This window comes from Kitasatospora sp. NPDC056531 (genome assembly GCF_042794375.1).
Classification (GTDB): domain Bacteria; phylum Actinomycetota; class Actinomycetes; order Streptomycetales; family Streptomycetaceae; genus Kitasatospora.
This window is the reverse complement of sequence record NZ_JBHTTU010000018.1, coordinates 17,817-43,275: the sequence shown is the minus strand read 5'-3', so window position 1 is coordinate 43,275 and position 25,459 is coordinate 17,817. Positions and strand designations below refer to the sequence as shown.

The following is a 25,459-nucleotide window of genomic DNA, read 5'->3' as shown; positions in this document are numbered from 1 at the left end:
CGGATCAGTTGACCTGGCGCTCCCGCCCCGTCCAGTACGGCTCGCGCAGCCGGAACTTCTGCAGCTTCCCGGTGGCGGTGCGCGGCAGCGCGTCCCGGAGCTCCACCGAGGTGGGCGACTTGTAGCCGGCCAGCCGCTGCTTGCAGTGCGCGATCAACTCCGCCTCGGTGACGGCCTCGTGGCCCTCCCGGAGCACCACCAGCGCCTTGACGGTCTCGCCCCACTTCTCGTGCGGCACCCCGATCACCGCCGCCTCGGCGACCGCCGGGTGGCTGTACAGGCAGTCCTCCACCTCGATCGAGGAGACGTTCTCCCCGCCGCTGATGATGACGTCCTTCTTCCGGTCGGAGATGGTCAGTTGGCCGTCGGTGAGGGTGCCGCCGTCGCCGGTGTGGAACCAGCCGTCCCGCAGCGCCTCGGCCGAGGCCTCGGGCTGCCGCCAGTAGCCGTCCAGCACGGTGTTGGAGCGCACCAGCACCTCGCCGGAGGGGTCCACCCGCAGCTGGGTGCCGAGCGACGGGGCGCCGGCCTGCACCAGCTTCTCGGCCCGCTCGGCGGCCGGCAGGTCGTCCCACTCGGCGCGCGAGCGGTTGACCGTGACGATCGGGGAGGTCTCGGTCAGGCCGTAGAGCTGCATGAACTCCCAGCCCAGCTGCTCCTCGACCTGCTGCACCACCGAGGTCGGCGGCGGCGCGCCGGCCACGATCATCCGCACCCGGTCCCGGCCGGGCACCGGGCCGTCCCAGTCGGCGGCCGCGTCCAGCACCATCTGCACCACGGCGGGCGCGCCGGACAGGAAGGTCACCCCGTGCCGCTCGACCCGGCGCAGGATCTCCGCGCCGTCCACCTTGCGCAGCACGATGTGCCGGGCGCCGAGCCCGGTGAGCGAGAACGGCAGGCCCCAGCCGTTGGCGTGGAACATCGGCAGGGTGTGCAGGTACACGTCCCGGTCGTTCGCACCGTAGTGCAGGCCCATCAGCGTCGCGTTCAGCCAGATGTTGCGGTGGGTGAGCTGAACGCCCTTGGGGCGGGCGGTGGTTCCGCTGGTGTAGTTGATGGTGGCGGTGTCGTTCTCGGACATCGCGTACCGGCGGGGCGCCTTGTCGAAGTCGTAGAGCACGGCGTCGCTGTCCGCACCGAGCACGAACTTGTGCTTGGCCACCACCCCGTCCAGCGCGTCGGCGAGTTCGGGGTCGACCAGCAGCACGGAGGCGCCGCTCTGCTCGACGATGTACGCGACCTCCTCGGCCTTCAGCCGGAAGTTCACCGGCACCAGGACCCGGCCGTACCCGCTCACCCCGAAGAAGGCGGTCAGCAGCCGGGCCGAGTTGTGCGAGACGATCGCGACCCGCTCGCCCGGCCCGACGCCGAGCCGGTCCAGCCCGGCGGCCTGGGCCCGGGCGAGCTCGGCGATCCGGCGGTAGCTCAGTTCGCCCCAGGATTCGGCCGGTTGCACGGGCTCGTCGACGATGCCGACCCGGTCGCCGTAGACCAGCTCGGCCCGGTCGAGGAAGTCCATCACGGAGAGTGGAATCTGCATGCGCCCACTGTCCTATCCCGCGCGCCCCCTGCACACCCCCGATCGGGGGTGTCACCCGTCCGTAGGACTCCCGGCGGCCGCCAGCGCCGCCATCAGCCGGTCCCGAGCCTCGGTCTGGGCGGCGATCCGGCGCTCCAGCACCGCCAGCCGCTCCTGGACGATCCGCAGCACCCGCTCGGACGGCGGGCGCGCGAACACGTCCCCGTCCAGGCAGCCCAGCAGCGGCCGGAGGTCCTCCAGGGTGAGCCCGGCGCCCACCAGCGCGCGGATGTTGCGCACCCGCACGACGGTGGACTCCCCGTACTCCCGGTAGCCGTTGGCGGCGCGCTCGGAGTCGATCAGCCCGGCCTGCTCGTAGTGCCGCAGCGCCCGGGCGGTACTGCCCGTCCGCCGCGCCAGCTCACCGATCCGCACCCGTAACCCGCCCCACTGCCTAGCCCACCAGCGCGCCCCCGTCGACCGACAACACTACGCCGGTCACGAAGGAGGCCTGCGGCGCAGCGAGTCGGGTGATCGCCCAGGCCACCTCCGCCGGTCGGCCGACCCGGCCCAGCGGGGTGTGCTCGATCTGCCACTTGCGCACCGCGGCCCGCTGCTCGGGGCTGTACCCGGAGTGGTCGGCGATCGGGGTGTCGATGGCCCCGGGCGCCACCGCCACCACCCGGACGCCGCGCGGCGCCAGTTCGACCGCCCAACTGCGGGTGATCGTCTCCAGCGCGGCCTTGCTCGCCGCGTACACCGAGTTGGTCGGCCAGCCGCGCTGTCCGATGGCGGTGCTGACGTTGACCACCACGCCCCGGCTCTCGGCCAGCGCCGGGAGAGCGGCCTGCCCGAGCAGCACCGGGGCGACCAGGTTGACGGCCAGCAACGCCTCGATGCCCGCCGCGTGGTAGCTGCCCAGGCCCTGCCCGCTCTGTACGATCCCGGCGTTGTTGACCAGTACGTCCAGCCGCCCGTACTTCTCCAGCGCCGCCCCGACGATCGCCTCCGGCGCGTCCGGCCCGGTGACGTCCGCGACCAGCGGCTCGATCAGCCCCGGGTAGGCGGTCGCCGTCTCCGCCAGCGGCCCGGGCCGGCGCCCGACCGCCAGCACCCGCGCCCCCTCGGCCGCGAAGGCCCGCGCCGTCTCCCGCCCGATCCCCGTCCCGGCCCCGGTGACCACCACGACCCGCTGCTCCACCGTGTTCTCGTCGTTCATGCGGACAACCCTCCGACCCTGCCGCCAGCGTCAGGGTCAAACCGAAATCCCGACCTCCGCTTACTGAGCCCCGCGCGAACAGCGCCGTCGCGACGCGGCACCGGGATCCCCCGCCTGCTAGGAAGGTCGCAACGCGCGGCCACACGCATCCACGGGGAGAACAGCCATGAGCGACCGACGACCTGACACCCTCTACGAGGCTGTCGGCGGCATCGAGGCCCTGCGCCGCCTCAGCCACACCTTCTACCGGGGCGTCCTCGCCGACCCCCTGCTCGCGCCCGTCTTCGCCGACTTCACCGACACCCACATCGAGCACGTCGCCGTCTGGCTGGCCGAGGTGTTCAGCGGCCCCGCCGCCTTCACCGACCGGCTCGGTGGCCACCAGGCCCTGCTGCGCGCCCACCTCGGGCTGGCCATCACCGAGGAGCAGCGGCTGCGCTGGATGGAGGTCATGGCCGAGGCGGTGAGCCGGGAGCTACCCGAGGACGAGCTGCTGCGCCGTCGGGTGCTGGACTACTTCGACTGGGGCACCAGGATCGCCGAGGACGTCTCCGCCTCCCCGGCCGGCACCGACCTCGGCGAGGCCGGCCCGACCCCGCTCTGGGGCTGGGAGGGGCTGGAGAAGTGATCGTCACCGCCCACCCGATAGCCGACGGCCTGCTGCTGCGTCCCTTCGAGGACACCGACGCGCCGGCCCTGATCGAGGCCTACCGGGACGAGACGCTGCGCCGCTTCACCCGCACCCCGGTGTCCGACGCCGAACAGGCCGCGCGCTGGCTGAGCACGCAGTACGAGGGTTGGGCGACCGGCACCCGCTACGCCTTCGCCGTCCTCGAAGCCGGCGAACTGGCCGGCAACGTCGTGCTCAAACGCGGCGCCCCGGGCGGAGAGTCGGCCGAGGTGGGCTACTGGACGGCGGCCCCGGCACGCGGCCGGGGCGTGGCCCCGCGCGCGGTGGAGGCCCTCACCGCCTGGGCCTTCGACACCTTCGCCGACGAGGGCCTGCTCCGGATCGACCTGCTGCACGAGGGCGACAACGACGCCTCCTGCCGGGTCGCGGAGAAGAGCGGATACGCCTTCGTGGAGATCGTCCCGGCCTTCCCGCCGTATCCGCTGGACGGCCACCGGCACTCCCGGAAAAGGCTGGACGCGTCCGAACGGGACAGGCCAGAGTAGGCGCATGGCTTCTCTGGTACGACATGTGACGATCGACTGCGCCGACCCGTTCGCCCTCGCGAACTTCTGGGCGCAGGCGCTGGACGGGACCCTGGCCGAGGACGACAACCCGGGCGACCCGGAGGCGGTGGTGGAGTCCGCCGGCGCCCAGCTGCTGTTCATCCGGGTGCCCGACGGCAAGTCGGTGAAGAACCGGGTCCACCTCGACCTCCAGCCGCAGGACCGCAACCGGGACGAAGAGGCGGAGCGCCTGGTCGCCCTGGGCGCCACCGTGCTGGCCGATCACCGCCGCCCGGACGGCACGGGCTGGATCACCATGGCCGACCCCGAGGGCAACGAGTTCTGCGTCGAGCGCAGCAAGGCCGAGCGCGCCGCCACCGCGCACGCCTGAGCGAGCTCCCTGCGCCGACCACTCGCCCGCGGCCGCCCGCCGGTTCCACGAGGACGTACGCGGGCGGCCGGGTCGCCGCCGCGCATGATCACTCCTCCGACGGGCCGTCACACGAGACGGGCCGTCACGCGAAAGGCCTAGCCCCCGAGCCACCGCCGGACGTGAGTCCGATAATCGACCCTGTCTGACACCATCCCCCCGACACGAGCAACCAGGCAGGTACCCATGGCCAGAATCGCCGTGATCGGCGCCAACGGCAGCATCGGCAGCGCCGTCGTCGCGGAGGCGGCGGCCCGTGGGCACGAGCTCACCGCCGTGGTCCGCGACCCGGACCGCTACCGGGGCGAAGCCGCCTTCGTGGAGCGCGCCGACGTGTTGGATCCGGCCGACGTGGCCCGGGTCGCGGGCGGCCAGGACGTCCTGGTCAGCGCCGTCGGCGGCGGCGACGGCCCCGGCCACGTGGCGCTGATCGAACCCGCCGCCCGCGCCCTGGTCGAGGGCCTGCGCGCGCTCGGCGACGAGGCGCCCCGGCTGGTCGCGGTCGGCGGCGCGGGCGGCCTGGAGACCGCGCCGGGCGTTCGGGTCTGGGACACCCCGGGCCTGCCGGAGCCGCTCCTGCAGATCATGCACGCCCACGGCGCGGCGCTGGACTACTACCGGACGGTCTCCGACATCCGCTGGACGGTGCTCAGCCCGTCCGCCGAGATCGGCCCGGGGGAGCGGACCGGCCGCTACCGGACCGGCCTGGAGCAGCTGCTCACCGATGCCGAGGGCCGCAGCCGGATCTCGGTGCCGGACTACGCGGTCGCCCTGGTGGACGAGATCGAGCAGCCCGAGCACATCGGTGAGCGCTTCACCTGCTGCTCGCTGTGACCTCCAGGGCCCGAGGGCTCACCCGTTCAGCCCAGCTGGATCGACCGCTTGGCCAGCCCCATCCAGAACCCGTCGATGACGCTGTGCTGGCTGCCGAGGTCGGCCTCGCCGGCGCCGAGGGTGACGAACAGCGGGGCGAAGTGCTCGGTGCGCGGGTGGGCCAGGCGCCCGGCCGGGGCCTTGTGCTCGAAGTCGAGCAGCGCGTCCAGGTCGTGGGCGTCCAGGGCGCGCCTGCCCCAGTCGTCGAACTCGGCCATCACCGAGGTGACCCGGCCGTCGTTGCTGAGCGCCCGCAGGTTGTGGGTGAAGAAGCCGCTGCCGATGATCAGCACGCCCTCGTCGCGCAGTGGGGCGAGCCGGCGGCCGATCTCCAGCAGGCGCTGGGGGTCGAGGGTGGGCATGGAGATCTGCAGCACCGGGATGTCGGCCGCCGGGAACATCTCCACCAGCGGCACGTACGCGCCGTGGTCGAGGCCCCGGTCGGGGATGTCCTGGACGGGTGTACCGGGGGCGCGCAGCAGCTTGCGCACGCGTTCGGCGAGCTCCGGCGCGCCGGGAGCGGCGTACTGCACCCGGTAGTAGTGCTCGGGGAAGCCCCAGAAGTCGTAGACCAGCGGGACGGTGGTGACGGCGCCGACGGCCAGGGGGGCCTCCTCCCAGTGGGCGGAGACCATCAGGACGGCCTTGGGGCGCGGCAGGTCGGCCGACCAGGCGGCCAGCTCGCCCGGCCAGACCGGGTCGTCGGCGAGCGGCGGCGCGCCGTGCGAGAGGTACAGGGCGGGCATGCGCTCGGGGGCCGCGGCGCTCATGGCGTCCTCCTCGGGATCGGGCCGGGATCGGACCGGGAATCGGGGCTCGGATGACGGGAGTAGTTCAAATTTGAACCTCTGCATTCGACGGTACACCTTCGTTCGAATTTGAACAACAGGTAGGCTTAACCCCATGTCCTCACTGAACGAACCCCGCTGGCTCGACCAGGACGAGATGGCCGCCTGGCGGGGCTTCGTCGTCGCGAGCAACCTGCTCAACCGCCGGCTGGAGCGGCAGCTCAAGGACGACTCGGGCCTCTCGCACCAGCAGTACGAGATCCTGGTGCACCTGTCCGCAGCCCCGGGCGACTCACTGCGGATGACCGAGCTGGCCGACAAGCTGGTCACCTCCAAGAGCGGACTGACCTACCAGGTCACCCAGCTGGAGCGGATGGGCCTGGTCGCCCGCCGCTCCTGCCCCAGCGACGTGCGCGGCGTCATCGCCGAACTCACCGACCAGGGCCGGGAGATGATCCGCCAGGCCGCCCCGGGGCACGTCGCCCTGGTGCGCGAGCTGCTGATCGACGTGCTCACCCGCGAGCAGCTGGCCGTCCTCGCCGAGGGCCTCGGCGCGGTCAGCGCCCGACTGCGCCAGGACGAAACTCCTTAGTTCCCCAGCGAGTTGGCTCCCCGGCGAGTCAGGTCCCAGCGGGTCGGTTCCCCAGCGAGGCCGCCCGCTCCCGCAGCAGCTCCCGCTCCCGCTCGTTGCGGGTCAGCTCCGCCGCCCGCTCGAACTCCGCCCCGGCCTCCGCCGCCCGCCCCAGCCGGGCCAGCAGATCGCCTCGTACGCTCGGCAGCAGGTGGTAGTCGCGCAGGGCCGGTTCCGCTGCCAGCGCGTCCACCAACTCCAGTGCGGCGGCCGGTCCCTGGGCCATCGAGACGGCCACCGCCCGGTTCAGCGCCACCACTGGCGAGGGAGTCAGCACGAGCAGCCGCCCGTACAGCGCGGCGATCGTGGCCCAGTCGGTGTCCTCGTACCGCCGAGCCTTCGCGTGGCAGGCGGCGATCGCGGCCTGTACCGAGTACGGCCCGGTGCCCGCCCGCTGGAGCGCGTCGAAGCCGCGCCGGATCAGCAGCCCGTCCCAGCGGGCCCGGTTCTGCTCGGCCAGCAGCACCGGCCGCCCGTCCGGCCCGGTCCGGGTGGCCGTCCGCGAGGCCTGGAACTCCAGCAGCGCGGCCAGCCCGTGCGCCTCCGGCTCCGCGGGCACCAGCGCGGCCAGCACCCGGGCCAGCCGCAGCGCGTCCTCGCACAGCTGCGGGCGCAGCAGGTCGTCCCCGGCGGTGGCCGAGTACCCCTCGTTGAAGATCAGGTAGATGACCTCCAGCACCGAGGAGAGCCGCTGCGCCCGGTCGTCGCCGTACGGCACCTCGAAGGGCACGTCCGCCTTCGCCAGCGTTCGCTTCGCCCGGACGATCCGCTGCGCCACCGTCGCCTCGGGCGCCAGGAAGGCGCGGGCGATCTCCGGGGTGGTCAGCCCGCCGAGCAGCCGCAGGGTGAGCGCGATCCGGGCCCGCGCCGACAGCACCGGGTGACAGGCGGTGAAGATCAGCCGCAGCAGGTCGTCGTCGATGTCGTCCGGCTCGACCGGCTCCGGCGGCGGCACGTCCTCCACCGACCGCCCCACCTCGGCGAGCTTGCGGGCGTAGACCTCCCGGCGGCGGACGAGATCGATCGCCCGCCGCTTGGCGGTGGCCGTCAGCCAGGCGCCCGGATTGTCCGGGACGCCGTCGCGCGGCCACTGCTCCAGCGCGGCCACCAGCGCGTCCTGCGCCAGCTCCTCGGCGATGCCCACGTCCCGTACGATCCGGGCGACCCCGGCGATGATCCGCGCGGACTCGATCCGGAACACCGCCTCGACGGCCGCCGCCGCCTCCCTCTCCGTCACGGCCACCCATCAGAGCAGCAGGCGGAGAGGGAGGCAAACACTGCCACGGCGGTTCCAGGCGCCACGGCGGTTCCGGCGATTACTGCGGGGGCTGCGGCATCTCGTCGATCTGCCGGACCTCCGCCTCGACGGTCCACTTCGCCGGGTGGGTGTGCAGGAAGCGGCGGGTCCACTCCAGGGCCTCGGCCTTGTCCTTGCACTGCAGGATCGCGTAGCCGCCGACCACCTCCTTGGTCTCGGTGAACGGCCCGTCGGTGTATCCGACCCTCCCGTCGGCCCAGGTCAGCCGGGTGCCCTCGGCGGTCGGGGTCAGCCCGGCGGTCTCCAGCATCACCCCGGCCTTGGTGATCTCCTCGAACAGCGCCCCCATCCGCTGCTCGAACCCCGGGTCCGGCTCCCAGCCGCCGCGGGCGTTCTCGTCGATGCGGATCAGCGTCATGAAGCGCGGCATGGTGACTCCTCGGTCGTGCGGGCGGGGCCTCTCCCCGTCTCTCACCCCTGCGTCGATCAGGCGGGCGCCGGATCGACACCCGCCGGGAAGAATTTTTCCGCCGGTTTCCGGGGTGGGGGCCGCGGGCTGCGCCGTCCGTGGTCGAATGATCCGAACGCGGAAGCGATGGAGGGGGAGAAGTGCTCGACGAGATCCTCGGCGTGGTGACGGCCGCTCTGCTGCCCACGGGTTCGGGAGAGCGGACGCAGAAGCACCCGGAGGCGTTCAAGGACGGGCGGGTGGTGGTCTTCGAGGGCTGCGTCATCGGCGCCCGGCCGTACTGCCGCCCGGAGGCGGCCTTTCTGCACGTCTCGCTCACCGCGCTCGCGGTCTCGCCGGTCCGGGAGACGAGCGCGCTGGCCCGCTACCTGCCGAGGGGCGGCCTGGAGCTGGTCGAGGTGCGCAGGTGGCGCAAGGGCGACCCGGGGCCGATCAGGAAGCACTGGGACGTGATCGAGTGCCGGGACGGCGAGGACGTCGTCCTGATCGGATGCGACCTGGGTGCCACGGGCTCCATCCGCGAGGCGCTTCAGCTCGACACGGCCTGAGGCGCGCACAGCAGCGCCGCCCGCAGGTCGATCCGGTCCCGCAGTCGGGCCAGGTTGCGGCCGGTGAGCTCCTCGATCCGGCGGATCCGGTAGTGCACGGTGTTGACGTGGATGTGCAGCGACTCCGCCGTCCGCGCCCAGGAGCCGTCGTGGTCCAGGAACACCGCCAGGGTGCCCAGCAGCGAGACGCTGTTCTCCTCGTCGTGGGCGGTCAGCGGGGCCAGCAGCCGGGTGTGGAAGGCGGCCGTCACCTCCGCCGGGATGCCGCGCAGCAGCCCGTCCAGCGTGTCCAGCTCGGCCGCGCTGGCGACCGGACCGGCCGTGCCCACCAGGACGTACCGGGCCTGCACCAGCGCCGCCCGCAGCGACTCGGGGTCGGGCGGGGCCGCCGGGCCGACCCCGATCCGCAGGGTGCGCTGACCGGTCAGCCGGGCCTGGAGCGCGGGGCGGGCCCGGCGCAGCCGCTCGGCGACCCGCTCCACGGGCGCGGCCACCAGCGCGGCGGTCAGGCCGGTGCGGTCGGTGCCCGCCGCGTAGGGCGCGTCGAGCGGGTTCAGCGCCTCGGCCAGCGCGTGCGCCGCCCATCCGGCCGGCACCTCGTCGCCCGACCGGCCGGGCTCGATCCGCGCGCCGACCGCCACCAGCGGCCCGGCGCCGTCCAGCCCGCAGGCCGCCAGCGGCTCGGCGAGCCGGCCGTCGTCGACGAGTGCGTCCAGCAGGCGTCCGGCGGCCCGGCGCCGGGCGCCCGCCGCGGCCTGGGCACGGGCGGCGAGCGGGGCGAGCAGCTCGGCCAGGCCCTGGAGTGCCGGGTCGGCGGCCGGGGTGCGCGGGTGGGCCCGCAGCCGCCAGCCGTCGAAGGGGGAGCCGTCCTGCGGGCCCACCGGCAGCCCGGCCTCGCCGCGCCCGGCGGACCCCCTCTCCCGGGTCGCGGCGGGCGGGGCGCCGGGGGCGAGGGGGCGGCCGCCGGCCGTGGTGAGCGAGCAGTCCGGCAGTCCGAGCCGGCCGACCGCGTGCGCCAGCACCTCGCCGGGCCCGGCCTCCGCGCGGACCAGGTCGAGCAGCTCGCGCCGGACGGTCTCCGGGATGGCCGCGGTGTCCTGGGCCCCGGCCCGCAGGTCGCCCCAGAGCCGCAGGTAGACCCGGTCGGTGACGGCCCGGAAGCTCACCCCGGCGGGCACCGCGAGCAGCGGGATGCCGTGGGTGCGGCAGGCCTCGGCCAGGCTGTCCGGGATGCTGCCGTGGGTGCCCTCGCCGGCCAGCAGCGCCGCCACGCCCGCGCTGCGCAGGGCCGTGGCGAAGCGCAGTGCGCCGGAGGTGTCGGCGGGCTGCCACCAGACCAGTCCGGTGAGCACCAGCTCGCCGGGCTGGAGGTAGCGGGCCGGGTCCTGGAGGTCGGTGGAGCTCACGCCGGTGACCGGGCGGTCGAGCAGCTCGGGGGTGCCCCAGGCCAGCCGGATGGACAGGTCGTCGAGGTGCAGCAGGTCTCCGACGATCATCTCTCGCTCGCTCTCGCCCGGGTGTCGCGGTGGTACGTCGCACCCGCATCTCTCGCACATGCGAGGACGAAGGCCGTACGGGCATCGTAAATGCCAGCCGAAAGACCGTGAACCTTCTTGTCGGATCATCCAGCGAAGAGGCTTGCGGCTGGTGCCCGGAACCAGTCGTCCACCCGATTGCCGGGTTGCTCCAATGGGTGCGGGGCGCGCCGAGCCGTCTCCTCCGGCGCGCCCCGCACGATGACTCGCAGTTGCAAGCTGAAAGCCATCCGAATCATCGCAACTGCCGATGAAAGAAGGCATTCAGCGCCGCAACTGCGAATGCCCGAGCTCCCCCTCGGGTACCCATCTCCCGGGCCGCAGCGGAGCGGCCCGGGAGGAGGGAGCACCATGACCCCGGCGAGACCCACCGTCCGGCTGCACGGCCACCTCGACGAGCCCGCCGAGCTGACCGTCGAGCAACTGCGCACCCTCCCCGCGCACCGCGTCGAGGTCAGCTTCGACTGCCGGACCGAGGGCGAGCAGCGCCACGGCTACGAGGGCCCGGCCCTGCTGGACGTCCTGCTCGCCGCCCGGCCCCGGATCGACTTCTCCGGCCGCAAGCAGCGGCTGCGCTTCCTGCTCAACGTGGTCGGCGCCGACGGTCACCGGGCCGTGGTCTCCTGGGCCGAGATCGACCCGGACTTCGGCGGCCGCCGGATCCTGCTCGCCACCAGCATGGACGGCGCCCCGCTGGACACCACCGGCCCGCAGCTGGTCGTCCCCGACGACCACTTCGGCGCCCGCTACGTCAGTGCCGTCACCGCCGTCTGGCTCGGCCCGCTCGGCGACCCGGCCCAGGCCCGACCCGCCGGGTAGCCCCCCGACGCCGTTACGGGCGGCCCGCCCCCGGCCCGCCCCGCCGGTCGGCCCCGAACGCCCTTACGGGCGACCCGCCTTGGGCCGCAGCTCCGGCGGCAGCGGCTGCGCCCCGGAGAGCCGCACGGCCGCCCCGCGGGCCAGCTCGAAGGCGGCCACCGGGTCGTCGGCCTTGGTCCACGGCTTGCAGCCGCAGTACGGGCCGATCGCCCGGAACTGTTCCAGCGCGACGTCGTACAGCTCCGCCCGGCCCGCGTAGGCGGCGAGCAGGTGCCGCAGCATGGTCAGCCGCTGGTCGTCCGGCCGGACCTGCGTCAGCGAGGCCGCCACCTGCTTCAGTCGGCGCCGGGTCGCGTCGCTGGTCAGCCCGCCGAGGGTCTCGCGCAGCTCCAGCTCGTACAGCGCGAACAGGTAGACGCCGGCCAGCGGGCTGCCGGCCGGGGCCGCGTCCATCGCCTTCTCGGCGAAGGCCGTCATCTTCCGGTCCGAGCCGAACCACTTGGCGCACCAGTACTGCAGCGCCTGGAGGTGGCCGGCGTAGTGGAACGGCGCCCGCTCGACCAGGCCGCGCCACAGCTCCTCGAACTGCTCGGGCTGGTACTGGGCGCCGCGCGCCGCGGTCACCATGACCACCCAGGGCGCCGGGTTGGCCGGGTCGAGCAGCGAGGCCCGCTTGGCCGCCTCGATGGCGGCGGGCAGCATCGTCCGGAAGGCGTTCATGTCCTCCTCGGGCACCTCGTGGGCGTACTTGCCGCCCCGGATCTCCCACGCCGCGTGCACCATCCGGCTGGCCTCCAGGGCCGCCGCGTCGCAGTGGCCCGGGTCGGCCGCGCGCCAGGCCTTGAGCCAGGCGTCGTCCTGGCCGGCGATCGAGTCCAGCAACTCCAGCCGGGACCACCGCTCGTCCCAGTCCTGACCGGCGGCCTCGACGTACTCGGCGGCGGGCCGCCAGTTCCCGGCCCAGGCCGCGTCGGCTATCGCCTGCGACTCCCTGCGGCGGTGCGGGGCCGGGGCCGGGCCGCCTCGGTGCGGGTCGAGCCGCTCGCGCGGGACGAGTCCGTAGGCCGCGGCGTCGAAATCGGTCTGCGCCCAGGTGGTGGCCTTGGACTTCCTGGCCTTGGTCACGGCAGCGGAGATCACCACGACCAGGACGATGATGATGAGGTGTGTCACGGCGGAGCATCATCCCTGGTCGCAAGGGGTGCGGGCAACGCGGCCGAAGGCCCGGTCAGCGCGTCAAACCGCTCGCCGCGGAACGGATTCCGTGCCAACATGCCCCATATGGGGACGATTCTGCACGGCACCCTGGTCACGCTCCGCCCGGCTACCGAGGACGACATCCCGGCGCTGGTGGCGATCCGCAGCACGCCCGAGGTGTTCGCCCGCTGGCGCGGCGGCGACGACCTGGCCGACGAGGTCGCGGGGGACCTGGAATCGCCCGACACCGAGACCTTCGCGATCGACCTGGGCGGCAAGGTGGTCGGCGCCATCCAGTGGTACGCCAACAACGACGACGAGTACCGGCACGCCGGGATGGACCTCTACCTGGACCCGTCGGTGCACGGCCTGGGCCTGGGCACCGACGCCGTCCGCGTGATGGCCCGGCATCTGGTGCACGACCACCACTACCACCGGCTGGTGATCGACCCGGCCGCGGACAACGCCGCCGCGATCCGCTGCTACGCCAAGGTCGGCTTCCGCCCGGTGGGCACCATGCGCCAGTACGAGCGCGGCCCGGACGGCAGTTGGCACGACAACCTGCTGATGGATCTGCTCGCGGACGAACTGTTGGACGGCTGAGGGCGGTTCACCGGGCCCCGATCGCCGGGCGCGAGGGTGTACAGACATCTTGTCGTCCACCCACCCAGAGCTGTACAGACATCTCACGGCCACATGATCTGCCGGAACTGATCGCCTGGCGTTCTTCCCGACGTACCGAGCGGTAGCTAGCGTTCCCCCGCCAATCCCCGGCGGCCGGTCACCCCGGCGCCGGGCCCCACCGGATTGACGGATCCCTCCCCAGGAGAACGCCCATGCTCTCGCGTCGCACGGCCACCGCCCTCACCTCGGCGGCCGCCGCCGCACTGCTGCTCGGCGGCACCGCCCCGACCGCCTCCGCCACCACCTCGGCGAGCCCGACCACGCTGTCCGTCTTCGCCTTCAACGTCGACCTCGGCACCGCCGTCGTCGACAGCACCCAGAACGAGCAGGCCGCCCGCCGCACCCCGGTGATCGAGCAGATCGTCCGTCAGCACAACGCCGATGTGGTCATCCTGGACGAGCAGTTCAACAACAGCTCGACCGCCGACATCAACAGCAAGCTCGCCGACCTCTACCCGTACCGCACCCCGGTGGTCGGCGAGACCTGCTCCGGCGGCGGCTGGACCGGCATCAGCGGCAACTGCTCCAGCTCGTGGTTCGTCATCAACGGCGGCACGATGATCCTCTCCAAGTACCCGATCACCGCCCAGTACGCCCACGTCTTCAGCAACTCCACCTACGGCACCTGGGACTACCACGCCAACAAGGGCGCGGCGCTGGTGCAGGTGAACAGGGGCGGCAACACCTCCTGGGTGGTCGGCACCCACCTGCAGGCCGACGAGTCGGACGTCTCCACCGACACCACCCAGTCCACCCGGCTCGGCCAGCTCGCCGAGATCCGCGCCTGGGTCGACGGGATCGTCGGCAGCAGCGCGCCGGTGCTGATCGGCGGCGACCTCAACGTCGAGTACTTCCACGGCCAGAGCCGCGGCGACTACACCAACGCCCAGAACGCGGTGAACGGCGTGCTCGGTACCCCGGCCACCGACCCGAGCCAGGACCGCACCACCATGGACTGCCCGGTCTCCTCCTGGTGCCAGTACATGGCGGGCGTCGAGACCTTCCCGAAGGACTACCGGGACGACCTCGACTACATCGGCTACCTCAACGCCCCGGGCCGCCCGGTGCCGGCCGGGATGTCCGACGTCAAGGTCGACTTCGACCCGCAGGCCGGCTGGACGCCGGGCCAGCTGGACACCAACGCGCCCAGCGACCACTACCCGGTCGAGGCCACGTTCCAGCTGAACTGACCTGTCGGTCCAGGGCTTTGAGGTTATATCAGGCCGGTTGCCCGGCTGGGGGCCGGGCAACCGCAGGAGCGCCGCACCACCAGCTTGGCCGGGAAGGTCCGGGCCCCGGCAGCGCGGCGCTCCGGCCCGCCGAGGACGAGTTCCAGTGCGGCCCGGGCCATCGCGTCCGGCGCGGTGGTGACGGTGGTCAGCGCCGGTCCGGCGATCACCGCCTCGGCGATGTCGTCGAAGCCGGCCACCGCGAGGTCCTCCGGCACCCGGATGCCGAGGTCGTCGGCGGCCCGCAGCAGGCCGATCGCCTGGTCGTCCGTCGCGCAGAACACGGCGGACGGCCGGTCGGGCCGACTCAGCAGGGTGAGCGCCTCGGCGTGCGCCCGGACCCGGTCGAAGGGCGCCTGGGTGAGCCGCCCCTCGGGGGACAGCCCGGCGTCGGCCAGCGCCGCGGCCCAGCCGGCCGTGCGCCCGGTGACCGGGTCGAGCGGGCTGAGCGCCAGGGTGCCGCCGAAGCAGTGCACCTCGGCGTGGCCGTGGTCGAGCAGGTGGCGGACCACCTCGCGGGCGCCGCCCTCGTCGTCCGCCACCACGGCCACGCCGTCGGCGCTCTCCGCGCGGTGGTGCAGCAGGACGACCGGGGTGCCGTCGGCCGAGTCGAAGCCGGTCAGCCCGGGGGTGGCCGGGTCCTGGGTGACCAGGATCAGGCCGTCCACCTGCATGCCGAGGAAGGCGCGGATGTAGTGCGCCTCACGCTCGTCGGCGTAGTCGGAGTTGCCGATCAGCAGCAGCCGGCCGTGCTCGGTGGCGGCCTGCTCGACGGCGTGGGCGAGCCCGGCGAAGAAGGGCTGCCGGGCGTCCGGCACGACCATGCCGAGCAGATCGGTCCGCCGCCGCGCCATCGCCTGGGCGACCCGGTTGGGGCGGTAGCCGAGCTCCTCGACCACGGCGAGCACCCGGGCCCGGGTGGCCGGCGCCACCGGCCGGGGTCCGTCGTTGATCACATAACTCACGACCGCCGTGGACGTCCCCGCCACCCGCGCCACATCGTCCCGTGTCACCCTCGCCATGGGTATTGAGCCTACACAGCACCTCCGACCAGCGGCTTTCCCGAGCTCCGGGCAGGCCCCCCCGACCGGCACGCCCCGGTTGCGGGGGAGGGGGCGCGGTGCCGACGCTGGCGGGACGGGCGGCAGCGGGCCGCCGCCGACCGTGGGAGCAGGTCGATGAGCACGCCGCCGCAGCGCCGGGCCACCCGGTCACTGCGCCCGACGACCCGGCAGCGGGTCCGCATCCACACCCGGGTGCGCGCCGTGAGCGCCACCCGGCCGAAGGCCCGGCCCTGGCGGGCGTACGCCGTGATGGTGACGATCGCGCTGCTCGTCACCGCCGGGCTGCTGGCGGCCTGGCTGATCGTGTGGCAGCGGCGCGGGATCATCTGGCCCGCGCTGAGCTGGATGGCGGCGACGCTGTTCGCCCTGGTCGGCATGCGCAACGCCGCACCCGGCAACCCGCCGATCGGCTCGCTGCTGGACTACGCGGCGTTCTTCTGGGCGGAGCTGCTGGTCGCGGTGGGCCTGACCATGGTCGTGGTGCGCGGCGCCCGGGTCGAGGGCGCGCACCGGCCCACGACGTAGCGCCGCGCCGCCGCAGGGTCCGGCGAAGATCCACAAGCCACGCGTCAGCACACGTAGTCCGCGGAGAACCGGAGAGCCTGCTCCGCCCTCGGGCCGCGCAGCGTCAGCAAGGTCTGGGCGAGCGCGTCCATGGCGGCCAGGTGGGTGAGCCGGCTGGCCGTGGTCCCAGATAAGGACACCGCGACGGGCCCAAGCTCCTGCACGTTCGGGAGTGGGCCTGTCCGGCGTGCGGCGTGGTGCACGACCGTGACCTCAATGCTGCTCGGAACATCCTGGCCGCCGGGCAGGCGGAACACGCCAAGATCGCCGCGCTGATCGCCACGATGGTGTTCCGGGAGCGCCTCGGGCGGCTGCGACTGACCGCCGCGCTCACCGTCCTGGGCGGGATCGCCGTCCTGGAACTGGCCCGGCCCTGAGCCCTGAGCCGTTGCGGCCCTGGGCCGGGCAGCCCTGGAGCCCAGGGCCTCGGGCGCTAGCCGGCGTCCGGCACGATCACGGTCAGCGAGGTCTCCTGCAGCAGGAAGCCCAGCGACTCGTAGACACGGCGGGCCGGGTTGCCCTCGGAGACCACCAGGTGCACGTCGGCCACCCCTCGGTCGGCGGCGTCGGCGATCGCCCGGCGCAGCAGCTCGGCGCCGAGGCCGCGGTAGCCGCGCCGCGGGTGGCGGAAGACCTCGGCGACCCACGGCAGGCCGTCGCGGTCGGTGAGCACGGCCCCGGCGACCACCCGGTCCTCGGCGTCCACGGCGAGCAGGCTGGAGGGCAGCACCGGACCGATGGCCTTCCCGGCGAGCAGCGGGCCGATCCGCTCGGCGAGCGCCTGGGTGTCGTCACCGCGGAAGTGGTCCACGTGGTCGGGGTGGAAGGCGGCCCGCCAGGACTCCAGCAGCTCCTCGGGCGCGCGGTCGCAGGGCACCGCCCGCAGGCCCTCGCGCAGCGGCGCCCCGGCCCAGTCGGCGGGCGGGGGGTCGGCGCGCAGGTCGCGCCGGAAGGTGTGGGCGTGCCGCAGCGGCCGCGCGCCCCGCTCCAGCAGGCGCTGCCCGAGCTCGGGAGGGCCGGAGACCACCCACCCGGGCAGCTCGGCGCGGACGAACTCCGCCGCGTCCACCGAGCCGTCCAGGACCTCCAGCAGGTCGGCCCAGGGCCGCCCCTCCCGCTCTCCCAGCTGGTAGCGCACCACCGGTACGCCCTCGCCGTTCCGCCTGGTCACCCAGTCCGTTTCGGGCATGGCCCACCCCACTTCACGAGATCGTTCGTCGGCGGCCCATGCTCACCAGGACGGGAGCGTCCAGGCAACAGGTTTTCGACCAGCGGGTTCACCGCCGGGCGCCCGCCGGGCGCCGCTCAACCCACCACCGCCGCGCGGACGCAGAGCACGTCCGGCAGGTGGGAGATCAGCAGCGACCAGCTCTCGCCCTCGTCCCGGCTGCCGTACACGTCGCCGGTCCGGTTGCCGAAGTAGATCCCGGCCGGTTCGGCGTCGTCGGTGCGCAGGGCGTCGCGCAGCACGATGCCGTAGTGGTCCTCGCCGGGCAGCCCCTCGCCGAGCTGCTGCCAGCTGCTGCCGCCGTCGGTGGTGCGGAAGACCCGGCAGCGGCGGCCGGGCGGGATCCGGTCGTCCGAGCCGCCGAGTGGGAAGAGGTAGGCGGTGTCGCCCCGGCGCGGGTGGGCGGCGACGGCGAAGCCGAACTCGGCGGGCAGCCCGTCCACGATGGAGCGCCAGCTGCCGCCCCAGTCGTCGCTGCGGTAGACGCCGCCGTGGTTCTGCAGGTAGAGCCGGTCCGGGTGGACCGGGTCCGGGGCGATCTTGTGGACGCACTGGCCGAACTCGGGGTACTGGCTGTCCGGCGGGAAGAACTCGGCGCGCAGTCCGGCGTTGGAGGGCTCCCAGCTGTCCCCGCCGTCCTTGCTGCGGTAGACACCGCCGCTGGAGACGGCGACCAGCAGCCGCTGCGGGTCGCGCGGGTCGGTCAGGACGGTGTGCAGGCCCTGGCCGCCGTAGCCGGCGCCCCACTCGCTGCGCTGGGGGTGGTTCCAGAGCGACTCGACCAGCGTGAAGGTCTCGCCGCCGTCGGTGGAGCGGAACAGCGCGGCGGGCTCGGTGCCGGCATACACGACCCCGGGGGCCTCCGGCCCGGCGGGCTGGAGCTGCCAGACCCGGGTGAGCGAGGCGCCGGTGGACTCGGGGAAGCGGATCGCCGGCCGCGGCGGCTCGTACCAGCCGGCGCCGAGGTCGTCGGAGCGCCAGACCGAGGGCCCCCAGTGGCTGCTGTCGGCACCCACGAGCAGTCTGGTGCGGCCGTCGCGGCGGTCGATCGAGACGGAGTAGATCGCGTTCATCCGGAAGTGCGGCCCGCTGAACTCCCAGTCCAGCCGGTCGCGGCTGCGGCCGAGAAAGAGGCCCTTCTCGGTTCCGACGGCCAACAGCACCTCGGTCATGCCTCACACCACCTGGTCACGAGCACGGCCCCCCGGGACGCCCCCCGACTGCCAGTGTCCCGCCGTCCACCGAAGGCGACATCTCGCCGCGCCGCTCACCCGGAAGGGGCGGCTACCCCCGGCAGCCCTCCAGCAGCCGCAGCCACACCTCGCTGATCGTCGGGTACGCGGGCACGGCGTGCCAGAGCCGGTCGATCGGCACCTCGCCGACCACCGCGACGGTGGCCGAGTGCAGCAGCTCGGCGACGGCTGGCCCGACCAGGCAGGCGCCGACGATCACCTCCCGGTCCAGGTCGTAGACCACCCGGGCCCGGCCGCGGTAGCCGTCGGCGTACAGCGAGGCCCCGGCGACGGCGCCGATCTCGTGGTCGACGGCCTTGACCCGCAGCCCGAGCTGTTCGGCCGCCGCCAGGGTCAGGCCGACGGCGGCGACCTCCGGTTGCGTGAACACGACCTGCGGCGCGCCCGCCAGGTCGGCGGACGCAGAGTGCGCGCCCCAGCGCGAGGTGTCCAGCGCGCGCCCCTGGGCGCGGGCGGCGATCGTCGCGCCGGTGATCCGGGCCTGGTACTTGCCCTGGTGGGTGAGCAGTGCCCGGTGGTTGACGTCCCCGGCGGCGTAGAGCCACTCGCCGTCCACTCCGAGCACCGTGCAGCTGTCGTCCACCTCCAGCCAGTCGCCCGGCCGCAGTCCGACCTGTTCCAGCCCGATGTCGGCGGTGCGCGGGGCCCGGCCGGTCGCGTACAGCACCTCGTCGGCGGTCAGCCGCTCGTCGCCGGAGAGCGTCAGCACGACGGGCCCGGTGGCCCCGGCCCGCTCCACCGCGGTGACCACGGCGGCGAACCGGAGGTCCACCCCCGCCTCCCGCAGCCCCTCGGCGACCAGCTCGCCCGCGAAGGGCTCCATCCGCGGCAGCAGCGCGTCCCCGCGCACCAGCAGGACGACCTCGGCGCCGAGCGCCCGCCAGGCGGTGGCCATCTCCGTCCCGACCACCCCGCCGCCGACCACCGCCAGCCGCCCGGGGACGGCGGGCGAGCCGGTCGCCTCCCGGTTGGTCCACGGGTGCGCCTCCGCCAGCCCGGGCACCCCGGCGGGCAGCACCGGTCGGCTGCCGGTGCACACGGCGACGGCGTGCCGGGCGGTGAGCACCCGCTCGGTGCCGTCCTCGGCCTCCACCGTGACGGTCCGCACCCCCGCCAGCCGGCCGTGACCGCGGACCAGCTCGATGCCGGTGTCCCGCAGCCACTGCACCTGCCCGTCGTCCTTCCAGTTCGAGGTGAAGGAGTCCCGCCGGGCCAGTACCGCGGCCGCGTCCAGCCGTCCGCCGCCCACCGCCTCCCGGGAGCCGCCCACCGAGCGGGCGTCGGTCAGCGCGGCGGCCGGACGCAGCAGCGCCTTGCTCGGCATGCAGGCCCAGTACGAGCACTCCCCGCCGACCAGTTCGGACTCGATGATCACCGTGCTCAGCCCGGCCGCGACCGTCCGGTCCGCCACGTTCTCGCCGGTCGGGCCCGCGCCCACGACGATGACGTCGTACTCCTCGGCGGTGCTGCTGGTCATGTCCGTCCTCCGTGGTCTCGATGGCCACCCGGCCCCCGGGGCGGGGGCCGCGGCTGCCCGTGCTCCCGTACCCGCCACCCGTACGCGGGCGCGGCGTGGGGCCCATCCTGCGACCTGGACGCGCCCCCGCGTCGGCGAACACGCGGACCGGGTCAGATTGCCGCGAGCTCCGCCAGCAGCGCGGCGGTGTCGGCCGGGCGGGAGAACATCGGCCAGTGCCCGGTGGGCAGTTCGCGCAGCTCCCAGTTCGGCCCGTCCAGTCCGACGAACCAGGGGTGGCCGGCCGCGATCATCGCCCGCACCTGGTCGAGCGGGAAGGAGCAGGACACCAGCGCCTGCGGGAGCGCGGCCCCGGCGCCGGTCAGCCGCAGCCGGTCCCGGTAGGTGCGGGCCGGTTGCGGGGTGACCCGCGCGCCGATCCGGGCCAGCGCGGCCTCGTCCAGGCCCTCGATGCTGGCGCCGTGGGCGGCGATGACGTCCCAGGGCGGCATCGGCAGGCGGCCGTCGACCACCGTGGCGTCGGCGGCCTCGCGGTAGTCGGGCTGCCAGAGGTCGTACAGCGAACCGCCGTCGATCATCGGGCCGCTGTCCAGGTAGACCACCCGCCGGATCCGCTCCGGCATCCGGTCCGCGACCCCGCCCACCGGGGCGCAGGCGCCGCTGTGCGCGACCAGCACGACGTCCCACAGGTCCTCGCGCACCAGCAGCTCGGCCAGGTCGGCGATGTGGTCCTCCAGCCCGAAGTCGCCCTGCTCGCCGGCCCGTTCGGCCACCCCGGGCAGGCTCACCGAGTGGACCTCGTGCCCGGCCGCGCGCAGCGGTGCGGCGACCTCGTCCCAGGCCCAGGCGCCGAGCCAGAACCCGGGGACCAGTACGAACGTGCTCATGGTGGATCGCTCCTTCGTCGGTGGGGCCTCCGTCATCGCCGACTCTAGGATCGAATCCGGACAGATCCCGCCCGGATGTCGCGGCAAGAAAGGAGCGCCCTGGTGGAACACCCGGTCAGCCGTGTGCTCGCCCTGCTGGAGCTGCTCCAGGACCGCCCCGGCCTGACCGGCGCCGAACTGGCCGCCAGGCTCGACGTCGACGAGCGCACCATCCGCCGCTACACCGCGCGCCTCGCCGAACTCGGCATCCCGGTCCGAGCCGGGCGCGGCCGCTACGGCGGCTACCGCCTGCTGCCCGGCTACCGGCTCCCGCCGCTGATGCTCAATCCCGAGGAGGCCGCCTCGGTGGTCCTCGGCCTGCTGGCCGGGCGCAGTTCGGGCCTGTCGGTGGGGGAGCGGGCCGCCGAGACCGCCCTCGCCAAGATCCAGCGGGTGCTTCCCCCGCCGCTGCGCGAACGGATCGCCGCCGTCGAGCAGACCCTCGGCGTGACCACCGCGCCCGTCGCCGGCCCCAGCCCGGCCGCGGCCGCGCTGTTCGCCCTGGCCGAGGCGGCCCGCCGTCGACGCCGGGTGCGGCTCGCCTACCGGGACCGCGAGGACCGGCCCAGCGAGCGCGAGTTCGACCCGTACGGCCTGGTCTTCCACTCCGGCCGCTGGTACACCACCGGGCTCGACCACCGCAGCGGCGAGCCGCGCACCTTCCGGCTGGACCGGATCGAGCGGGTCGAGCAGAGCAGGGCCGGCTTCGAGCCGCCCGAGGACGTCGATCCGGTGCAGCGGGTGGTGGAGTCGCTGGCCGGGGTGCCCTGGCGGCATCGGGTGGAGGTGGAGCTGGAGACCACCCTCGCCGAGGCCCGCCGCCGACTGCCGCCCGCGGCGGGCACGCTCACCGAGCTCGCCGAGGGCCGGGTGCTGCTGCGGGCCCGGGCGCAGAACCTGGACGGCGTCGCGGTCATGCTGGCCGGCCTGGGCTGGCCGTTCGTCGTCCGCGAGCCCGCCGAACTGCGGGCGGAGGTCCGGGCGCTCGCGGCCCGGCTCGCCGCCTGGGGTGCGGATGACGGGCGGGAAGACGGCGGGCGGGAAGGGAACGGGCGGGAAGACGGCGGGCCGCCGGCATGACGAGGGCCCGGGGAGACACCGCTCCCCGGGCCCGTCAGGTCCGTCCGGATCAGGCCTGGCCGCCGGCCGCCTGCTCCTCCGCCACCTTGCGCTTCACCTCGGCCATGTCCAGCGTGCGGGCCTGGCCGATCAGGTCCTCGAACACCGCCTCGGGCAGCGCGCCGGGCTGCGAGAAGACGAGCACGCCCTCACGGATGATCGCCAGCGTCGGGATCGACTGGATGCCGAACGCGGCGGCCAGCTCCTGCTGCGCCTCGGTGTCCACCTTGGCGAAGACCAGGTCCGGGTGGCGCTCGGCGGCCTTCTCGTACACCGGGGCGAACTGGCGGCACGGCCCGCACCATCCGGCCCAGAAGTCGATGAAGACGAAGTCCTTGCCCTCCGGGCCCGGGACGATCTCGTCGAAGTTCTCCTTGGTCAGCTCGACCGTGTTGCTCATCTCGCGAATCCTTCCCTTCCGAAGGTGGCGGTACGGACCATCTGCCGGGCACAACGGTGATGCCCGCCGGGGTATTCCGGGGCTCTTCCGTATTGAGTACGCGGCCACCACGGACCGTACAGAAGGACGTCCAGTCCGTTCACCGTGGCGGGAGGCTCCCCATGCGCAGCGCACCCCGCGGGGCCAGGGCGTCGCCGGCGCCCGGTTCGCGCTGACCCCGACCGGCGGCAAGGCGATGGCCGGCACCAGCCAGGTGTCGGGCAGCAACCGGTCGCCCACCACCCCGGCGCCTCCGAAGCCCACCCCGGCGCCCAGCACCCCGGGTCACTGACCGATGGCCGTTGACCGATGCCGACCGCCGCCCTCGACCGGGAGGCCCGGGTGCGCAACGATGAAGAAGTGGTGACCGAGGAGCACCCCGCCGGCGGCAGTGCCGCGCACGGTACGGGGGCCGCGGACGAGGAGCTGATGCGGGCCCTGTACCGCGAGCATGCCGGTCCGCTCTTCGGCTTCGTGCTCCACCTGGTCGCGGGGGACCGCCAGCGCGCCGAGGAGGTCGTCCAGGAGACGCTGGTCCGCGCCTGGCGCAACATCCACCGGCTCGACCCGCAGGCCGGCTCACTGCGCCCCTGGCTGGTCACCGTCGCCCGCCGGATCGTCATCGACGACCACCGCAGCGCCCGTGCCCGGCCGCGCGAGGTGGACGCGGCGGCGCTGGAACAGCTGCCCGCCGAGGACGAGATCGACCGGGCGCTGCAGATGATGACCGTCGCGGACGCGCTCGGCGACCTGTCGCCCGCGCACCGCGAGATCATCGTCGAGACCTACCTCAAGGGCCGCACCGCCAAGGAGGCGGCCACCGAACTCGGCATCCCGGCCGGCACCGTGCGGTCGCGGGTGTTCTACGCACTGCGCTCGCTCAGGCTCGCGCTGGAGGAACGGGGAGTGACATCGTGACCAACGGCCCCGGTGGACCAGACCGCGTCCCCGGCCTCCCCGACGTGCCCGACGCCGACGTGCCCGACGCCGCCGAGCACGTCGACGCCGGTGCGTACGTCCTCGGCCTGCTGGAGCCGGCCGAGCGCACCGCCTTCGAACGGCACCTCGCCGACTGCCCGCAGTGCACCGGGCAGGTGGGCCGACTCGGCTTCCTGGAGCCGGTGCTGGCCGAGTACGCCGAGTCGGCCAGGGGCGTCGGGCTGGACCCGGCCGAGCCCGTCCCGAGCCCGGGCCCGCGGCTCCTGGACCGGCTGACCGCCGAGGTCACGACCGTCCGGCGGCGGGGCCGGGTGCGGCGGCTGGTGCTGGCCCTGGCCGCGACCGCGATGGTCGCGGCGGGCCCGGCCGTCACCGCCGCGGTGCTCACCGCCGACAGCGGCCCCGCCGTGGTCGCCGTCGCCGAGCAGTTCAGCGCCACCGACCCGAGCACCGGCGCGAAGGCCACCGTCGGCGTGGACGCGAAGACCTGGGGCAGCCAGGTCATCCTGCAACTCAGCGGCGTCCAGGGCCCGTTGACCTGTCGCCTGGTCGCCGTCTCGCACGCCGGCGAGCAGCAGACGGTCACCACCTGGAGCGTCCCGACGGGCGGCTACGACGAGCCCGAATACCGGGGCACGTTGCAGACCACCGGCGGCGCGGGCTTCCAGCCGGGCGACATCGACCACTTCGAGGTACGGGTCCAGGACACCGGCGCCCTACTGGTCGCCGTCCCAGCGCACAAGGCCTGACTCCCAGCGCCAGGTGTACGACTCGAGCCGCTCGATCCGGGCCGTGCCCAGGTGGGTGGGCCAGTACGGGTTGGGCTCGCCGCTGTTGGTCATGTGCTCCCGCCGCCAGATGCGGTCACACCCGATCCGCAGCGCAGGCTCGAAGGCGTGCTGCCGGTCGCACGGGCAGGGCACCAGCACACGGGCGCAGGAACGGCACAACTCGGCCCGGTCGTGGCCGGTCGAGAGCGACACCGTCGGGCCCTCCTCCCCGCAGGCCGGGCAGCCGGGCAGCTCGGCTCCGTCCAGCAGCGCGTTCTGCCGCCGGACGTAGTCGGGAAGGCTCAACTGCGGGTGCAGGAAAGGGTCGTTGCGGCCGCCATCCGGAGAGTCCCACCAAGGCCGGTTCCACCATGCCGGTGCCGGTGCCTTCTTGCTGGCCCGCTTCTCCACCTTGCGCTGCGCCGCGTACGCCTCGGCTCGGGCCAGCCACAGCTGCCGCGCCTCGTGCAGTTCCTCCACCGCCCGCACCAGGGACTCCGGGTCGGCCAGCAGCAGCCGGGGGATGCGGGCGCTGAGGGTGAGGTGGTGGTAGGTGGCGTGGAAGCCGTAGGGGGCGAAGCGGGTCAGGCAGGTACTCAAGGCCCGGTGGCGCCGGGGCAGCGGGAGGGCGGTGTCGTGGACGCGGGCGCGGTGGGTCAGGAAGCTGGTCACGCCGGATCCCCCAGAGCCAGTGCTCGGGCCAGTGCGGCGGTGACGGCGGCGGCGTGCCCGGGGAGCTGTCGTTCGGCCCAACCGCCCGCCAGCCGGACGAAGTCGCGCAGGTCCCGCTCGGCGCCTGCGAGCAGTCGGCGCAGCTCCTCCACCGGCAGCTCGATCACCGGGCTGTCGTCGACCTCGGTGTCCGCCGTCAACCGCACCACGCCGTCGAGGCGTTCGGCCTGCGGGGCGGGTCCGTGGCCGAACCAGGCCCCGCCGGAGCCGTCGGTCACCTCCAGCCAGTCGCGCCACTCCTCCAGGCCGTTGCAGCAGCCCGGGGCGAAGACCGCGCCGGTGGCGGTGTCGGTCAGCCGGAAACCGCCGTGGGCGATCAGGTCCTCGGCGGTGAGCAGTCCGTACAGGAGGGCGTCCAGCGGGTCGGTCGGCTCGTCCTCCTCGGGGGTGTCCTCGTTGGCGCGGGCGATCCGCCACACCGCGGAGCCGACGTCCTCCGGCGTCAACGTCCCGTCCAGCACCAGGAATCCGTACGGCTCGAAGGAGCCCGTGGGCCAGAGCGCGAAGTCCTCGTCGGGGGCGTCCATCTCCAGGACCGGCTGCATCGTCATCACCCGGCGATGATGCCGGACG

The 25,459-nt window shown here is 74.0% G+C and carries 31 protein-coding genes; 14 read left to right on the top strand and 17 right to left on the bottom strand.

The window, feature by feature from the left end; genetic code table 11:
- Positions 1 to 4: 4 nt before the first annotated feature.
- The 3 genes from ACFQ87_RS18065 to ACFQ87_RS18055 are packed head-to-tail and all read right to left on the bottom strand — an operon-like array spanning position 5 to position 2,738.
- Entirely contained in the window at positions 5 to 1,540 is a 1,536-nt protein-coding gene (locus ACFQ87_RS18065; protein WP_380611745.1) for an AMP-binding protein, read from the bottom strand.
- Positions 1,541 to 1,591: 51 nt separating this feature from the next.
- Complete coding sequence (locus ACFQ87_RS18060; protein ID WP_380611744.1) at positions 1,592 to 1,954, bottom strand: MerR family transcriptional regulator; 363 nt, start codon at positions 1,952 to 1,954, stop codon at positions 1,592 to 1,594.
- A gap of 19 nt (positions 1,955 to 1,973) precedes the next feature.
- On the bottom strand, positions 1,974 to 2,738 hold the full coding sequence (locus tag ACFQ87_RS18055; protein ID WP_380611743.1) for an SDR family NAD(P)-dependent oxidoreductase: 765 nt from the start codon (positions 2,736 to 2,738) through the stop codon (positions 1,974 to 1,976).
- Between the two features lie 166 nt (positions 2,739 to 2,904).
- On the opposite strand from ACFQ87_RS18055, the gene ACFQ87_RS18050 reads away from it, so the two are divergent.
- The 4 genes from ACFQ87_RS18050 to ACFQ87_RS18035 all read left to right on the top strand — a co-directional run bounded on the left by ACFQ87_RS18050 (position 2,905) and on the right by ACFQ87_RS18035 (position 5,178).
- Complete coding sequence (locus ACFQ87_RS18050) at positions 2,905 to 3,366, top strand: group II truncated hemoglobin (RefSeq protein ID WP_380611742.1); 462 nt, start codon at positions 2,905 to 2,907, stop codon at positions 3,364 to 3,366.
- The gene (locus tag ACFQ87_RS18045) at positions 3,363 to 3,914 is read left to right on the top strand and encodes a GNAT family N-acetyltransferase (RefSeq protein ID WP_380611741.1); all 552 of its coding nucleotides are present in this window, start codon (positions 3,363 to 3,365) and stop codon (positions 3,912 to 3,914) included. The genes ACFQ87_RS18050 and ACFQ87_RS18045 overlap by 4 nt, the downstream gene beginning before the upstream one ends.
- A gap of 4 nt (positions 3,915 to 3,918) precedes the next feature.
- Complete coding sequence (locus ACFQ87_RS18040; RefSeq protein ID WP_380611740.1) at positions 3,919 to 4,305, top strand: VOC family protein; 387 nt, start codon at positions 3,919 to 3,921, stop codon at positions 4,303 to 4,305.
- 225 nt (positions 4,306 to 4,530) lie between these two features.
- On the top strand, positions 4,531 to 5,178 hold the full coding sequence (locus ACFQ87_RS18035) for an NAD(P)-dependent oxidoreductase (protein ID WP_380611739.1): 648 nt from the start codon (positions 4,531 to 4,533) through the stop codon (positions 5,176 to 5,178).
- Between the two features lie 26 nt (positions 5,179 to 5,204).
- On the opposite strand, the gene ACFQ87_RS18030 is transcribed toward ACFQ87_RS18035, so the two are convergent.
- Positions 5,205 to 5,987, bottom strand: a complete 783-nt coding sequence (locus ACFQ87_RS18030) for a dioxygenase (RefSeq protein ID WP_380611738.1) — start codon at positions 5,985 to 5,987, stop codon at positions 5,205 to 5,207.
- A gap of 142 nt (positions 5,988 to 6,129) precedes the next feature.
- Between ACFQ87_RS18030 and ACFQ87_RS18025 the strand changes: the two genes are divergently transcribed.
- On the top strand, positions 6,130 to 6,597 hold the full coding sequence (locus ACFQ87_RS18025; RefSeq protein WP_380611815.1) for a MarR family winged helix-turn-helix transcriptional regulator: 468 nt from the start codon (positions 6,130 to 6,132) through the stop codon (positions 6,595 to 6,597).
- A 28-nt stretch (positions 6,598 to 6,625) separates the two neighbouring features.
- Here ACFQ87_RS18025 and ACFQ87_RS18020 read toward each other — a convergent pair whose 3' ends face one another.
- The gene (locus ACFQ87_RS18020) at positions 6,626 to 7,873 is read right to left on the bottom strand and encodes an RNA polymerase sigma factor (protein ID WP_380611737.1); all 1,248 of its coding nucleotides are present in this window, start codon (positions 7,871 to 7,873) and stop codon (positions 6,626 to 6,628) included.
- A 79-nt stretch (positions 7,874 to 7,952) separates the two neighbouring features.
- The gene (locus ACFQ87_RS18015; protein WP_380611736.1) at positions 7,953 to 8,324 is read right to left on the bottom strand and encodes a YciI family protein; all 372 of its coding nucleotides are present in this window, start codon (positions 8,322 to 8,324) and stop codon (positions 7,953 to 7,955) included.
- A gap of 179 nt (positions 8,325 to 8,503) precedes the next feature.
- Here ACFQ87_RS18015 and ACFQ87_RS18010 point away from each other — a divergent pair, with 179 nt between their 5' ends.
- The gene (locus ACFQ87_RS18010) at positions 8,504 to 8,911 is read left to right on the top strand and encodes a hypothetical protein (protein WP_380611735.1); all 408 of its coding nucleotides are present in this window, start codon (positions 8,504 to 8,506) and stop codon (positions 8,909 to 8,911) included.
- On the opposite strand, the gene ACFQ87_RS18005 is transcribed toward ACFQ87_RS18010, so the two are convergent.
- A complete protein-coding gene (locus tag ACFQ87_RS18005) occupies positions 8,893 to 10,407 on the bottom strand; it encodes a PucR family transcriptional regulator (protein ID WP_380611734.1) in 1,515 nt (504 codons plus the stop codon). The two genes, ACFQ87_RS18010 and ACFQ87_RS18005, sit on opposite strands and share 19 nt — an antisense overlap.
- 390 nt (positions 10,408 to 10,797) lie before the next feature.
- Between ACFQ87_RS18005 and ACFQ87_RS18000 the strand changes: the two genes are divergently transcribed.
- On the top strand, positions 10,798 to 11,265 hold the full coding sequence (locus ACFQ87_RS18000) for a molybdopterin-dependent oxidoreductase (RefSeq protein ID WP_380611733.1): 468 nt from the start codon (positions 10,798 to 10,800) through the stop codon (positions 11,263 to 11,265).
- Between the two features lie 63 nt (positions 11,266 to 11,328).
- Here ACFQ87_RS18000 and ACFQ87_RS17995 read toward each other — a convergent pair whose 3' ends face one another.
- On the bottom strand, positions 11,329 to 12,438 hold the full coding sequence (locus tag ACFQ87_RS17995) for a hypothetical protein (RefSeq protein WP_380611732.1): 1,110 nt from the start codon (positions 12,436 to 12,438) through the stop codon (positions 11,329 to 11,331).
- Between the two features lie 108 nt (positions 12,439 to 12,546).
- Between ACFQ87_RS17995 and ACFQ87_RS17990 the strand changes: the two genes are divergently transcribed.
- Together ACFQ87_RS17990 and ACFQ87_RS17985 are read left to right on the top strand one after the other, a co-directional pair.
- Positions 12,547 to 13,065 carry a GNAT family N-acetyltransferase gene (locus tag ACFQ87_RS17990; protein ID WP_380611731.1) on the top strand — a complete coding sequence of 173 codons (519 nt, stop codon included), beginning with the start codon at positions 12,547 to 12,549 and terminating at the stop codon, positions 13,063 to 13,065.
- A 233-nt stretch (positions 13,066 to 13,298) separates the two neighbouring features.
- Complete coding sequence (locus ACFQ87_RS17985; RefSeq protein WP_380611730.1) at positions 13,299 to 14,336, top strand: sphingomyelin phosphodiesterase; 1,038 nt, start codon at positions 13,299 to 13,301, stop codon at positions 14,334 to 14,336.
- A 23-nt stretch (positions 14,337 to 14,359) separates the two neighbouring features.
- Here ACFQ87_RS17985 and ACFQ87_RS17980 read toward each other — a convergent pair whose 3' ends face one another.
- On the bottom strand, positions 14,360 to 15,397 hold the full coding sequence (locus tag ACFQ87_RS17980; RefSeq protein ID WP_380611729.1) for a LacI family DNA-binding transcriptional regulator: 1,038 nt from the start codon (positions 15,395 to 15,397) through the stop codon (positions 14,360 to 14,362).
- A gap of 156 nt (positions 15,398 to 15,553) precedes the next feature.
- On the opposite strand from ACFQ87_RS17980, the gene ACFQ87_RS17975 reads away from it, so the two are divergent.
- Entirely contained in the window at positions 15,554 to 15,964 is a 411-nt protein-coding gene (locus ACFQ87_RS17975; protein WP_380611728.1) for a DUF4436 family protein, read from the top strand.
- Between the two features lie 44 nt (positions 15,965 to 16,008).
- On the opposite strand, the gene ACFQ87_RS17970 is transcribed toward ACFQ87_RS17975, so the two are convergent.
- Positions 16,009 to 16,143, bottom strand: coding sequence for a hypothetical protein (locus ACFQ87_RS17970; protein WP_380611727.1), 135 nt, complete (start codon positions 16,141 to 16,143; stop codon positions 16,009 to 16,011).
- Between the two features lie 18 nt (positions 16,144 to 16,161).
- On the opposite strand from ACFQ87_RS17970, the gene ACFQ87_RS17965 reads away from it, so the two are divergent.
- The gene (locus ACFQ87_RS17965; protein ID WP_380611814.1) at positions 16,162 to 16,380 is read left to right on the top strand and encodes a zinc ribbon domain-containing protein; all 219 of its coding nucleotides are present in this window, start codon (positions 16,162 to 16,164) and stop codon (positions 16,378 to 16,380) included.
- Between the two features lie 56 nt (positions 16,381 to 16,436).
- Here ACFQ87_RS17965 and ACFQ87_RS17960 read toward each other — a convergent pair whose 3' ends face one another.
- The 4 genes from ACFQ87_RS17960 to ACFQ87_RS17945 form a co-directional block, all read right to left on the bottom strand.
- Positions 16,437 to 17,192 carry a GNAT family N-acetyltransferase gene (locus tag ACFQ87_RS17960; protein ID WP_380611726.1) on the bottom strand — a complete coding sequence of 252 codons (756 nt, stop codon included), beginning with the start codon at positions 17,190 to 17,192 and terminating at the stop codon, positions 16,437 to 16,439.
- 116 nt (positions 17,193 to 17,308) lie between these two features.
- Positions 17,309 to 18,403 (bottom strand): WD40/YVTN/BNR-like repeat-containing protein, encoded by a 1,095-nt coding sequence (locus ACFQ87_RS17955; protein ID WP_380611725.1) that lies wholly within the window; start codon positions 18,401 to 18,403, stop codon positions 17,309 to 17,311.
- A gap of 112 nt (positions 18,404 to 18,515) precedes the next feature.
- A complete protein-coding gene (locus ACFQ87_RS17950; RefSeq protein WP_380611724.1) occupies positions 18,516 to 19,961 on the bottom strand; it encodes a dihydrolipoyl dehydrogenase family protein in 1,446 nt (481 codons plus the stop codon).
- A 152-nt stretch (positions 19,962 to 20,113) separates the two neighbouring features.
- Positions 20,114 to 20,848 (bottom strand): alpha/beta fold hydrolase, encoded by a 735-nt coding sequence (locus ACFQ87_RS17945; protein ID WP_380611723.1) that lies wholly within the window; start codon positions 20,846 to 20,848, stop codon positions 20,114 to 20,116.
- 102 nt (positions 20,849 to 20,950) lie between these two features.
- Between ACFQ87_RS17945 and ACFQ87_RS17940 the strand changes: the two genes are divergently transcribed.
- Positions 20,951 to 21,967: a helix-turn-helix transcriptional regulator gene (locus ACFQ87_RS17940; RefSeq protein ID WP_380611722.1), complete on the top strand. Its 1,017-nt coding sequence runs from the start codon at positions 20,951 to 20,953 to the stop codon at positions 21,965 to 21,967.
- Positions 21,968 to 22,016: 49 nt separating this feature from the next.
- Here ACFQ87_RS17940 and ACFQ87_RS17935 read toward each other — a convergent pair whose 3' ends face one another.
- Positions 22,017 to 22,460: a thioredoxin family protein gene (locus ACFQ87_RS17935; RefSeq protein ID WP_380611721.1), complete on the bottom strand. Its 444-nt coding sequence runs from the start codon at positions 22,458 to 22,460 to the stop codon at positions 22,017 to 22,019.
- Between the two features lie 294 nt (positions 22,461 to 22,754).
- Here ACFQ87_RS17935 and ACFQ87_RS17930 point away from each other — a divergent pair, with 294 nt between their 5' ends.
- Both ACFQ87_RS17930 and ACFQ87_RS17925 read left to right on the top strand, forming a co-directional pair.
- Positions 22,755 to 23,363 carry a sigma-70 family RNA polymerase sigma factor gene (locus ACFQ87_RS17930; RefSeq protein ID WP_380611720.1) on the top strand — a complete coding sequence of 203 codons (609 nt, stop codon included), beginning with the start codon at positions 22,755 to 22,757 and terminating at the stop codon, positions 23,361 to 23,363.
- Entirely contained in the window at positions 23,360 to 24,133 is a 774-nt protein-coding gene (locus ACFQ87_RS17925) for a zf-HC2 domain-containing protein (protein ID WP_380611719.1), read from the top strand. The genes ACFQ87_RS17930 and ACFQ87_RS17925 overlap by 4 nt, the downstream gene beginning before the upstream one ends.
- On the opposite strand, the gene ACFQ87_RS17920 is transcribed toward ACFQ87_RS17925, so the two are convergent.
- Positions 24,101 to 24,826 carry a hypothetical protein gene (locus tag ACFQ87_RS17920; RefSeq protein ID WP_380611718.1) on the bottom strand — a complete coding sequence of 242 codons (726 nt, stop codon included), beginning with the start codon at positions 24,824 to 24,826 and terminating at the stop codon, positions 24,101 to 24,103. The genes ACFQ87_RS17925 and ACFQ87_RS17920 overlap by 33 nt on opposite strands.
- Positions 24,823 to 25,437 (bottom strand): hypothetical protein, encoded by a 615-nt coding sequence (locus ACFQ87_RS17915; protein ID WP_380611717.1) that lies wholly within the window; start codon positions 25,435 to 25,437, stop codon positions 24,823 to 24,825. The genes ACFQ87_RS17920 and ACFQ87_RS17915 overlap by 4 nt, the downstream gene beginning before the upstream one ends.
- Positions 25,438 to 25,459 lie beyond the last annotated feature (22 nt).

Coding starts and splice junctions, on each gene's coding strand:
- ACFQ87_RS18000 (WP_380611733.1), top strand. CDS start 10,798: ATGACCCCGGCGAGACCCACCGTCCGGCTGCACGGCCACCTCGACGAG.
- ACFQ87_RS17950 (WP_380611724.1), bottom strand. CDS start 19,961: ATGACCAGCAGCACCGCCGAGGAGTACGACGTCATCGTCGTGGGCGCG.
- ACFQ87_RS18065 (WP_380611745.1), bottom strand. CDS start 1,540: ATGCAGATTCCACTCTCCGTGATGGACTTCCTCGACCGGGCCGAGCTG.
- ACFQ87_RS18015 (WP_380611736.1), bottom strand. CDS start 8,324: ATGCCGCGCTTCATGACGCTGATCCGCATCGACGAGAACGCCCGCGGC.
- ACFQ87_RS17930 (WP_380611720.1), top strand. CDS start 22,755: ATGCCGACCGCCGCCCTCGACCGGGAGGCCCGGGTGCGCAACGATGAA.
- ACFQ87_RS18050 (WP_380611742.1), top strand. CDS start 2,905: ATGAGCGACCGACGACCTGACACCCTCTACGAGGCTGTCGGCGGCATC.
- ACFQ87_RS17955 (WP_380611725.1), bottom strand. CDS start 18,403: ATGACCGAGGTGCTGTTGGCCGTCGGAACCGAGAAGGGCCTCTTTCTC.
- ACFQ87_RS18035 (WP_380611739.1), top strand. CDS start 4,531: ATGGCCAGAATCGCCGTGATCGGCGCCAACGGCAGCATCGGCAGCGCC.
- ACFQ87_RS17945 (WP_380611723.1), bottom strand. CDS start 20,848: ATGAGCACGTTCGTACTGGTCCCCGGGTTCTGGCTCGGCGCCTGGGCC.
- ACFQ87_RS17990 (WP_380611731.1), top strand. CDS start 12,547: ATGGGGACGATTCTGCACGGCACCCTGGTCACGCTCCGCCCGGCTACC.
- ACFQ87_RS17975 (WP_380611728.1), top strand. CDS start 15,554: ATGAGCACGCCGCCGCAGCGCCGGGCCACCCGGTCACTGCGCCCGACG.
- ACFQ87_RS17960 (WP_380611726.1), bottom strand. CDS start 17,192: ATGCCCGAAACGGACTGGGTGACCAGGCGGAACGGCGAGGGCGTACCG.
- ACFQ87_RS17985 (WP_380611730.1), top strand. CDS start 13,299: ATGCTCTCGCGTCGCACGGCCACCGCCCTCACCTCGGCGGCCGCCGCC.
- ACFQ87_RS17980 (WP_380611729.1), bottom strand. CDS start 15,397: ATGGCGAGGGTGACACGGGACGATGTGGCGCGGGTGGCGGGGACGTCC.
- ACFQ87_RS18030 (WP_380611738.1), bottom strand. CDS start 5,987: ATGAGCGCCGCGGCCCCCGAGCGCATGCCCGCCCTGTACCTCTCGCAC.
- ACFQ87_RS18055 (WP_380611743.1), bottom strand. CDS start 2,738: ATGAACGACGAGAACACGGTGGAGCAGCGGGTCGTGGTGGTCACCGGG.
- ACFQ87_RS18040 (WP_380611740.1), top strand. CDS start 3,919: ATGGCTTCTCTGGTACGACATGTGACGATCGACTGCGCCGACCCGTTC.
- ACFQ87_RS18005 (WP_380611734.1), bottom strand. CDS start 10,407: ATGATCGTCGGAGACCTGCTGCACCTCGACGACCTGTCCATCCGGCTG.
- ACFQ87_RS17915 (WP_380611717.1), bottom strand. CDS start 25,437: ATGACGATGCAGCCGGTCCTGGAGATGGACGCCCCCGACGAGGACTTC.